Source organism: Hoylesella timonensis S9-PR14, assembly GCF_000762405.1.
Lineage (GTDB): Bacteria > Bacteroidota > Bacteroidia > Bacteroidales > Bacteroidaceae > Prevotella > Prevotella timonensis_A.
On record NZ_JRPQ01000180.1, the window covers coordinates 1 to 9,938 of the forward strand.

8 protein-coding genes and 3 pseudogenes are annotated in these 9,938 nt (G+C 41.9%); 5 read left to right on the plus strand and 6 right to left on the minus strand.

Features of this window, described 5'->3' with window-relative positions; all coding sequences use genetic code 11:
- A partial coding sequence (locus HMPREF9304_RS10970) for a DUF3408 domain-containing protein (protein ID WP_036929093.1) occupies positions 1 to 216 on the plus strand: 216 nt, incomplete at its 5' end.
- A gap of 192 nt (positions 217 to 408) precedes the next feature.
- Positions 409 to 828 (plus strand): plasmid mobilization protein, encoded by a 420-nt coding sequence (locus HMPREF9304_RS10975; protein ID WP_004359027.1) that lies wholly within the window; start codon positions 409 to 411, stop codon positions 826 to 828.
- A gap of 218 nt (positions 829 to 1,046) precedes the next feature.
- Here the strand turns inward: HMPREF9304_RS10975 and HMPREF9304_RS10980 are convergent, their stop codons facing one another.
- Together HMPREF9304_RS10980 and HMPREF9304_RS10985 are read right to left on the minus strand one after the other, a co-directional pair.
- Entirely contained in the window at positions 1,047 to 1,304 is a 258-nt protein-coding gene (locus tag HMPREF9304_RS10980; protein WP_004359029.1) for a hypothetical protein, read from the minus strand.
- Positions 1,301 to 2,282 (minus strand): annotated as a pseudogene (locus HMPREF9304_RS10985) (IS30-like element IS4351 family transposase). The gene HMPREF9304_RS10980 and the pseudogene HMPREF9304_RS10985 overlap by 4 nt, the downstream one beginning before the upstream one ends.
- A gap of 193 nt (positions 2,283 to 2,475) precedes the next feature.
- Between HMPREF9304_RS10985 and erm(F) the strand changes: the two are divergent.
- A complete protein-coding gene (erm(F), locus tag HMPREF9304_RS10990; protein WP_036929095.1) occupies positions 2,476 to 3,279 on the plus strand; it encodes a 23S rRNA (adenine(2058)-N(6))-methyltransferase Erm(F) in 804 nt (267 codons plus the stop codon).
- Here erm(F) and HMPREF9304_RS10995 read toward each other — a convergent pair.
- On the minus strand, positions 3,267 to 4,781 hold the full coding sequence (locus HMPREF9304_RS10995) for a TonB-dependent receptor (RefSeq protein WP_004378882.1): 1,515 nt from the start codon (positions 4,779 to 4,781) through the stop codon (positions 3,267 to 3,269). The two genes, erm(F) and HMPREF9304_RS10995, sit on opposite strands and share 13 nt — an antisense overlap.
- Before the next feature lie 280 nt (positions 4,782 to 5,061).
- Between HMPREF9304_RS10995 and HMPREF9304_RS15295 the strand changes: the two are divergent.
- A pseudogene (locus HMPREF9304_RS15295) lies at positions 5,062 to 5,289 on the plus strand (hypothetical protein); the annotation flags it as partial.
- A 465-nt stretch (positions 5,290 to 5,754) separates the two neighbouring features.
- Here HMPREF9304_RS15295 and HMPREF9304_RS11005 read toward each other — a convergent pair.
- Both HMPREF9304_RS11005 and HMPREF9304_RS11010 read right to left on the minus strand, forming a co-directional pair.
- Positions 5,755 to 7,113, minus strand: a complete 1,359-nt coding sequence (locus HMPREF9304_RS11005) for an MATE family efflux transporter (RefSeq protein WP_036929100.1) — start codon at positions 7,111 to 7,113, stop codon at positions 5,755 to 5,757.
- A 96-nt stretch (positions 7,114 to 7,209) separates the two neighbouring features.
- Positions 7,210 to 8,058, minus strand: a complete 849-nt coding sequence (locus tag HMPREF9304_RS11010; RefSeq protein WP_036929102.1) for an AraC family transcriptional regulator — start codon at positions 8,056 to 8,058, stop codon at positions 7,210 to 7,212.
- Positions 8,059 to 8,278: 220 nt separating this feature from the next.
- Here HMPREF9304_RS11010 and HMPREF9304_RS11015 point away from each other — a divergent pair.
- Positions 8,279 to 9,134, plus strand: a pseudogene (locus HMPREF9304_RS11015) (DUF4372 domain-containing protein).
- Positions 9,135 to 9,429: 295 nt separating this feature from the next.
- On the opposite strand, the gene HMPREF9304_RS11020 reads toward HMPREF9304_RS11015, so the two are convergent.
- Positions 9,430 to 9,846, minus strand: coding sequence for a plasmid mobilization protein (locus HMPREF9304_RS11020; protein ID WP_036929105.1), 417 nt, complete (start codon positions 9,844 to 9,846; stop codon positions 9,430 to 9,432).
- Positions 9,847 to 9,938: the final 92 nt, after the last annotated feature.

A 9,938-nucleotide genomic window follows, 5' to 3' on the forward strand; every position in this document is an offset into this window, starting at 1 on the left:
AAGCAATTATCCGAGTTTCAGGGGAAATATCTCCAGCCCTTTCGCAACAGCCACCGCAAAGCCGTGTATGTATCAGAGGAAATCCAACGAAAGTTAGACTTCGTGGTGCGGAGAATCGGTGAGCATGGAGCGAGCGTTTCGGGATATGTCGAACAGGTACTGCGGGAACACCTCGACCAATACAAGGAAGATGTGGAAAGATGGAGGAAACTCTGAATTACTGCATTCCTCGAATGCAAGCCTACGCCGAGTTACTGTATTCAATGAATGCAGTAACACAGCAGGGGCTTATAATCCCATTTTCTACATCAGCAAGGTGTGTCTTTGTACCACAAATTGCCATTTGTACCACAAAGACCCTTGCCCCGAAAGGGGATTAAATCACTCCAAAGTCGTGATTAGAAAGCAATGAAGAAGCAAAAACAAAAGAAGCCAGACGGCAGATGTGCCACCTGCCCACGATGGGACAGATGGCACATCAGAATACCTAATTCCGAAGACCAGCAGAAACTTATCAGACTCTATCGCAAGTCGGGAGCAAAGACAAAGAGCGACTTTGTCCGAGCAAGGCTTCTTGGTGAATCTTTTAAGGTCATCACCCAAGACCCTGCAAAAGAACCTTACTTGGAGAAACTCTCAGAAATCGTTGCCTTGGCTCATAAGATAGGAGTTCTGTACAACGAAGTCGTGAAAGTCCTCAATACTTATCATTCTGTTGCCACTGCTCAACAACTGCTCGGCAAACTCGAAACCTATTCCCAAATTCTCATCAGACTACAACAGCAAGCAGTACAACTGACAAAATCCTTTGGGAGTAGAGAAGAATGAATGCTGATAAATCATAACACCCATACTCGTATCGTACCGCGAATGTCCAATCCCTCTTTGGATGATACAAAAGGGTCACTTTGAACGATTACATAGGACCAGTTTCAACGATTTTTCCACTCTGCCCTAATACTTTATCTTTTGGAAAGTACATTGATAATCAGATAATTATTTCAATAACTCCCGATTTGGAGTATTACCCCACATTTATTATTTTTTTATTTTGACAATTCCCGATTTGGGGCATTACCATGACCATTAACAAACACAAAGTCTGTATAATCCCCTATAACTAACGTATCTTTTGAAATTTTCCGTATTTTGTAATCAACATATGGATAGAGCTTTTCCACAGGATGTGGAAGTTTCCAATAAATAAAAACTCGCATGCCATCAACATCAAACACTTTAGGGAATAAAATGTCCTGTTGGGAAGTAAATTCTTCATCTCCTTTCTTATTATAAGCTGAATTCAACTTGCAAATGCAACAGAATTCTGATTAATAATTTGTTTAAATTTTTCGTTTGGCGTGAGGTATCCAAGTCTTTTACGAGGTCGATTATTGAGTTTATTTTCAATCCACTTAATCTGTTTGTTGGTTACTTCACTAAAGTCCTTACCCTTTGGGATATACTGCCTGATAAGCCCGTTGGTGTTTTCATTGGCACCACGTTCCCATGAGTGGTATGGTTTGCAAAAATAGAATTTTATTTCCAATTTTTGCGCAATTTCCTCGTGCTTTGCAAACTCCTTTCCATTGTCAGCCGTAATTGTGTGTATTAAGTTTTTCACTTTCCGCAGTGCCCATACTGCAATCTTAGCTACCGGGATGGCTTCTTTTCCCGACAACTTGCGTATCCAGACCCTGCTTGTTGCTCTGTCGTTAATGGTAAGAATGGCACCTTTGTGGTTCTTACCAATAATTGTATCTATCTCTAAATCACCAAATCTCTCCTTCAGTTCCACTATCTCGGGACGCTCATCAATATCCACCCTGCCTGGGATAAATCCTCGCCCTGCATTTTTAGAACCACGTTTGGCATACCTGCGACCTTGTCTGCGAAGATATTTGTGCAGTTTGCCACCCCGCCGCTTATCCTCCCAAATCCAGCGATATATCGTTTCGTGAGATACCATCGCAATTCCCTCCAAGCGGCTCCTGCCGACAATCTGCTCCGGGCTGAATCCTTTCTTCAACAGCTTTATTATCCGTTTTCTCATTGCCGGTGTAAGCACTTCCTTGCGATGTTTTTGCTGCTTGCGCCTGTCTGCTTTTCGCTGGGCAAGCTCCATGCTATAGCTACCACTTCGGGCGTCGCAATTGCGCTTTATCTCCCTGTAAACAGTGCTTTTATCTACTCCGATAGCTTCCGCTATTGCTTTTTTGCTCATCGGTATTTGCAACATCATAGAAAATTGCATACCTTTGTTCCTCGGTTATATGTTTGCTCATCTGCAACTTTTTTTTCTTTGGACGGACAATTAAAGCAAAGATAGCAAACTTTATCCATTCAGAGTGAGAGAAAGGGGGACATTGTCTCTCTTTCCTCTCTGAAAAATAAATGTTTTTATTGCTTATTATCCGCACCCAAAAAGTTGCATTTATAAGTTGAACTCAAGAAGTATTCACCTGTAAGAAGTTACTAATGACAAAAAAGAAATTGCCCGTTCGTTTTACGGGTCAGCACTTTACTATTGATAAAGTGCTAATAAAAGATGCAATAAGACAAGCAAATATAAGTAATCAGGATACGGTTTTAGATATTGGGGCAGGCAAGGGGTTTCTTACTGTTCATTTATTAAAAATCGCCAACAATGTTGTTGCTATTGAAAACGACACAGCTTTGGTTGAACATTTACGAAAATTATTTTCTGATGCCCGAAATGTTCAAGTTGTCGGTTGTGATTTTAGGAATTTTGCAGTTCCGAAATTTCCTTTCAAAGTGGTGTCAAATATTCCTTATGGCATTACTTCCGATATTTTCAAAATCCTGATGTTTGAGAGTCTTGGAAATTTTCTGGGAGGTTCCATTATCCTTCAATTAGAACCTACACAAAAGTTATTTTCGAGGAAGCTTTACAATCCATATACCGTTTTCTATCATACTTTTTTTGATTTGAAACTTGTCTATGAGGTAGGTCCTGAAAGTTTCTTGCCACCGCCAACTGTCAAATCAGCCCTGTTAAACATTAAAAGAAAACACTTATTTTTTTTTGATTTTAAGTTTAAAGCCAAATACTTAGCATTTATTTCCTGTCTGTTAGAGAAACCTGATTTATCTGTAAAAACAGCTTTAAAGTCGATTTTCAGGAAAAGTCAGGTCAGGTCAATTTCGGAAAAATTCGGTTTAAACCTTAATGCTCAAATTGTTTGTTTGTCTCCAAGTCAATGGTTAAACTGTTTTTTGGAAATGCTGGAAGTTGTCCCTGAAAAATTTCATCCTTCGTAGTTCAAAGTCGGGTGGTCTACATCAATGCCACTGTTTATCTTCCATTGCTTACCCTTATAATCCATTCTCAGGGTGAGTTCCTGCCCACATATAGATAGTGTGTTCTCATAACTTAGGCTATCTATGTATGGTCTATTCGGTATAGTATAGTCGTAAGTGTTGCTTGTGTTTCTATCCTCTTCGTGATGCAGTCCGTACCCTGTCTGCAATTTCAACTGTTTGCCAAAAGGATGGGTATATTGCAATGATATTCTGCTTTCGTTGCGCAGGGTGGGCAGTTGTTGGCAAAGATTGCGCAACAGTAGTGAATCTCCGCCCACAGCGTTGCGCAGGTGGTGGAATTTCGTCAGTGAAAGGCTGGTATTATTAGTTTCATTCGAGTTACCGCCAAGTGTCGCCTTCACGGTAAATGATGCCCCAGCCTTGCCAATCCGCCGTGTGAGGTCGGCAGATACATGGTAATTCTTTCCATTGCTTTTTGTGTTATTTCGCAGCGTTCCCGAGGTCAGCGTGTCCGCAGCCGTATTGCGCTCATATAGGTATGTTGTGTTGTCAGTCAGGTTGTCTGACCGTCCGAAGTTTCCATTTGCACTTATATTCAGCAAAGTCTTTTTGTCTATGTTATACTGCAGATTTATGTTTGCGGCATTACTGTGATTCTTGCTCAAGGAAAGCAGCATTGATTCCCGATATTTTGTTCCCGATGAAAGATATTGCTCATCATAGTCATGATTCTCGCTTCCATTGTGGAAGGCATTGAGTGAGAGGCTTGCATTGAGCGTAATTTTCTTACCAAATTTCTTCACGATATTGCCCGACAATATGTTTTGGAAATTGTTTCCCCCAATGTTCATATTACTAAGATTGTCAGAGCGCAAAGTCAGCGAGGTGTTTTCGCCATCGGCATTGAATAGATTGCCCTGTACCTCATCCCTGCGTCTGTCGCGATTGCCGTGTTCAGCCGTTAGTGTTCCTGTCAGGCTGCCATTGTAGGTAGATTTGGTCTTGATGTCCAGCACATAATTGTCGGCACCATCATCTACTCCCGTCATTTTCTCCAATGCGCTGAGCATGTCATACAGTTTCAGTAGTTCCACTGCATCGGTTGGCATATTCTCCAACGCTGCGATAATGTCGTTGCCCATAAAGGTCTCGCCATTGATGTTTACGCCGTTCAATGGCTTTCCTTTGAATGATAGTTGCCTGTTCGCCTTGTCGTATTCCATGCCCGGAATATTCCTGATTAAGTCTTCCAAGTTAGCACCTTTCCTTACTCGAAGGCAATCAGTATTGATAAACGTGGTGTCTTTTCTTATGGAAAACAATTTCCGCTGTCCAATAACTTGAACTTCATCGAGTTCTATCGTTTTATGTAATGAAGAAACATGTTTTCGAGTAGGGTATATAGTATCACCCACAACTAAATTCAAAATAGTAGCATTAGCAGTGGGAAACAGCAGAAGTAGAATGATGAAGATTAAAAGAATTCTTTTGATTATCATTTTGCAAAATTACCATTGTTCATAGATATATGCAATACCTTAAAATGGCGATTTTATAGAATTAGAAATGTCTAAGGTTGATTTTCATTGAAAAAACAACGTAAATACTTTGCTTATATGAATTATATCGCTATCTTTGCAACATCAAACAGAGAGTTCTTTGAGACTTTGCAGAATAAAGAAAGGGAAAGAAACTCGCTCGTTTCTTAGTCGTTCACCTTATCAGATTATATATTCTGCTTTTTATTAGTAATCAGTCGATTACATTCACCCCCATTACTTTTATAATGAGATTACGGACTACCGAACGGCGGAGGATGTGGGCGTTGACCGCCCCGCCAAGAACGAGATACTGCACCATATACCGCCCACGCCGGAGCAGGAGGACTTCATTCAGAAGCTGATGCAGTTCGCCAAGACGGGCGATGCCACCCTGTTGGGCAGGCTGCCGCTTTCGGAAACGGAAGAAAAGGCGAAGATGCTTATCGCCACGGACTATGCCCGCAAAAGGTTCAAGAAACTTGTATCTTTCAGATAATCAATAGAGCAGGAAAGAGTGTAGGGCAAAAGGGTTACGAGTTGGAAACGAGCAAGTTTCTTTTCCTATCTTCATTCTGCAGTGCTTCAAAGATCACGCTGTTCTATGTTGCAAAGATAATGATTCTCTTATGAAAATCAGTAGGAATTAGCCGTGTTGTCAAGGCTGACGTTTTTGGGGAATGGGTTCATAGCTTCATAGATAGTAGCTCTGATGGTTTCAGGGAGGCGTTGGTACGAAACTGAGTGATCAGCCTTTTGCCACTCTTTTCCTTCATTTTGTCGACAAAGAAGTGAACGATTTTAGACCAATAGTGTCCTAAACGTTTTTACCGCAAATGTCAAGGGGCGATTGACCCGCTTGACAGCGATCTCACACCCTTCGCCCGCCAAAAACGTTTAGGACACTATTGGGATGAACCATATCTTTTATGGTTCAACATTGCAGATTCTCTGTTGTGAGATGTGATTTATGACCTATCTCCTTATGAATTCGGACAGCAAAGAACAGTGTCATTAAAGTTGCAAAGACGTCGGCAATAGGCTGTGCATAAAGCACTCCATTTAGTTCCCAATACGATGGAAGCAGCAATATTATAGGGATAAAAAACAAACCTTGCCGTCCGATGTTTAGCAGAAGACTTTGCCTTGCTCTTCCGATTGCCATATATAGTGTGGAATACACAAATTGGAATCCGAAAGTGAAGAACATAATCGTATTGGCTCTAAGTGCAATTCTTGCTATTTCCTGCATTGTTTCGTCTTTACCGAAACAACTGATGATAGGAGAGGTAAAAATGACTATAAGAATACTCCAGAGCACACAAAACGAGGTTGTGAGTATCAGAGAACAGCACACCGCTTCCCTTAATCTTTGAAAATTGCCTGCCCCGTAGTTATAGCCTGCCATAGGTTGGAGTCCTTTTACAAATCCGAAGACCACGTTTGTTCCCAATGTGACGATTTTCAGGACGATACCCACAGCCGCAACAGCCTCTGCCCCATATTTCACAGTGGCTTTCTGCAACAAACTGATGGAAAGGGTCTGGAGCAGTTGCAAAAAGAGCATAGAGATACCAATCTTAATGATGTCTGCGTATATTCTTATCGTGGGAGCGAACAAGGCAAGAGATACTTTTACCTCTGCTTTCGTAAGGAAACGGATGTAAATAGCTGTCGTGACGATTCTTGAAAGAATAGTTGCCCATGCAGCACCTTCCACACCCCAATTGAAAGTGTAGATAAACAAGGGGTCTAATGCAACATTAACGATAGAGCCGATGATCATTGCCGACGCAGAAGTCTTCGACGCACCTTGTGAAACAATGATATTGGACATGGACACATTCAATGTTCCTATGACACAACTGATGATAAAAAGCCTGCCGTAGGATTCTGCCAAACTCATCATCTCCTCGTTTGCTCCCATGAAAAGTAGGATGTCCGGCAGGAACGCATTGCACACAAGGGCAATGAGAGATGACAACATCACAGAGGTAATCACTGAGACGGAAGCGACCTGACTTGCCTTGACAACCTGTTTCGCTCCCAACAGACGGGATATATACACTCCGCCTCCGACACCGAACATCAGTCCTATCCCAAGAAATAACAACGATATAGGGAAAACAACCGATACCGCGGCGACAGGAAGAGTTCCAAGACGTGCAACCCAAAAAGTATCTACCACATTGTATATTGCCATAATCAGCATTGCGATGACAATAGGTATCCCCAATTTTGTCAGGGCTTTCATCATACTTCCTTCTCGCAAAATATTTACAGCGTTGTTCATCCTTATAATCCGTATCTTTTCAAGTGAATAAAGTTCGCTGCAAAGGTACGGTGGAGTACAGGCTGTCACAATAGACGGACAATGGTAATGATAGCACTATTCGTGGTAAGTCCTCCTAAAGAGCGTGGGAGAAACGCCTGCAACCTTGGTAAACAGCCGTGTGAAGTAGGAGTAATCGTTAAAGCCTAAACTATGTGCAATCTCTTTGATGGAATCTGTAGTATAGACCAATTGACGTTTAGCCAACAAAATAATCTCGTTTTGGATATGGTGGCTCACACTTGTCCCTAGAACAGAATTTACAGCTTCATTCAGGTAGGCAACGGTAATGTTCAGCCACCCGGCATAGAATGATGGCGAACGGTTGCTTCGGATATTGCTTTCCAACAAATCCCGAAATTCCCATACTATTTCCTTGTGTCTGGTCACTGTCCCCTGCAATTTGGATTGAGCTATCGTTACATTTACAATGTTCTCCACGACTAACCCTACAATGACGGTGGTCAGTCGCTGAACGACTGCTTTGGCAGAAGGATTTTCCATACCACTCAGCTTGCAGTTAAGAAGTGATAACAATAGTTTTTGTTCCGATATGTTGGATAGTTGTATTTGAGGGCGACCGTATCTCTCAAGCGTTCGTTTTTCCTCCTTATCCACCAATACTGAGTCGATAACCAGAAATTTTGCAGAAAGATTGGAAGCGTCGATGATACGATGCACCTGCCCGGGTAGAATGATAGCCAGACTTCCTTTCCCGAAAGTGTATTCCTCGAAATCAATATTCAGACAGCATTGCCCACCCTCTATGAAGCCAAAGAAATAATAATCGTCGGTATGAGAAAAAGCGTATTTTTCCGAAGATGCCGATGTCCGAGAGATGACAGTCTTCAGATAGACTCCGAAATCTGAGAGTTGTGAACTTCTATGGATGGGTAACCGAGACATATATCTTTTGGGTATTTGTTTTTTTGATTATCAAACTCACAAAGTTAATCATAATAATGCAGAATAATGAATTATAAAGTATCTTTTAACTCGAACTACACATCAATACGATTAAAAAGCAATAGTGTCCTAAACGTTTTGCAGGGTAAAGAGAAAAGGGTAGGTTTGTAATTGGAAACAAAGCACAGCTAGTGAAAGCTGTCACAAACCACCCTTTTCAATGGCAAATATAACACTATTCGCACAAGTAATCCGACTCATACCTCGAGAAATCATCCAACGATTAGTCAAGAAGCATGACACAGACAAGCATGCAAAGGGCTTTAACTCGTGGAGCCATTTGGTGACTATGATCTTCAGCCAATTCTCGGGTAGCGTGTCGCTACGTCAAATCTTAGAGGGGCTACAATCTGCTACGGGCAATCTCAATCATCTAGGTCTATCACGAGCTCCCTCCAAATCCAACATCAGTTACCAAAACGCCAATAGGACTTCTCAGTTCTTCCAAGATGTCTTTTATGCCCTCTTCCAATATTTGGGACAGCACAGGGGTTGTTTTCATCGTCAGAGGAAGAGACAACATCCAATTTGAGTCAATAAGGGAGAGAGATTTGCCTAATACGACGTCTCAAGAGATACTGAAAGATGAAGAGGTGAGACTGACAGGCGTAGAGACAGCGAGCAAGTACCCTAAGAAGATTCGTAGGATAGGCATCTACCATGTTCAAGGAGGTTACACGATTGACTTGTATACCAATGACTTTAAGCACGCAGCCAGCACTATTGCAGCACTATATCGCTCACGTTGGAAGATTGAGATCTTCTTTAGAAACCTCAAGCAAAACCTGCACATCAAAAGCTTTCTAGGAACCTCTCAAAACGCTGTCGAGATTCAGATTTGGACGGCTCTGATTACGATTCTCCTACTTCAATATCTCAAGCGAATAGCAAAACGCCCCTGGTGTCTCTCCAATTTAACAGCGTCATTGAGACTCAACACTTTCATCAATATCGACCTCTTTCAGTGGATAAATGAGCCGTTTTCACTGCCTCCGGACGAGCCCGAAATAGCATAGGGGGGGATACCCCCGTTTTTACCGCAAATGTCAAGGGGCGATTGACCCGTTTGACAGCTATCTCACACCCTTCGCCCGCCAAAAACGTTTAGGACACTATTGCAATCAAACAATATTCTCAAAAGAGATAAAGTACAGGTAAACAACGCAACTGTTGTAAGAATTGCTAGAAGCGTTTTATTACCGATTACACATATAAAGCCTATACTCCTAACATTGACAACCGTCCAAAAAGGGATTGAATATTTGCAGTACGGAACGAATATCGGGTGTTATTATTTATTAGTATTTATTTTCACCTTCTATTCTTAAGGGATTTTGTTAGCAGCGCAGCTTGCTGTTGCAGTCTGATGAGAACTTGGGAATAGGTTTCAAGTTTGCCGAGCATTCGTTGAGCAGTGGCAACAGAATGATAAGTATTGAGGGCTTTCACGGCTTCATTGTACAGCACGCCTATCTTATTCATCATGGCGACGATTTCGGAGAGTTTATCCAAGTAAGGCTTCTTTGAAGGATCTTCCGTGATGACCTTAAAGGCTTCACCCAAAAGTCTTGCTCGGACAAAGTCGCTCTTCGTCTTTGCTCCCGATTTTTGATAGAGCCTGATAAGTGTTTGCTGGTCTTCGGAATTAGGTATCCTGATGTGCCATCTGTCCCATCGTGGATAGGTGGAACATCTGCCATCGGGCTTCTTTTGTTTCGTCATTTTCATTGCATCCTAATCACGACTTTGGAGTGATTTACCCCCCTTCGGGGCAAGGGTCTTTGTGGTACAAATGGCAATTTGTGGTACAAAGACACACC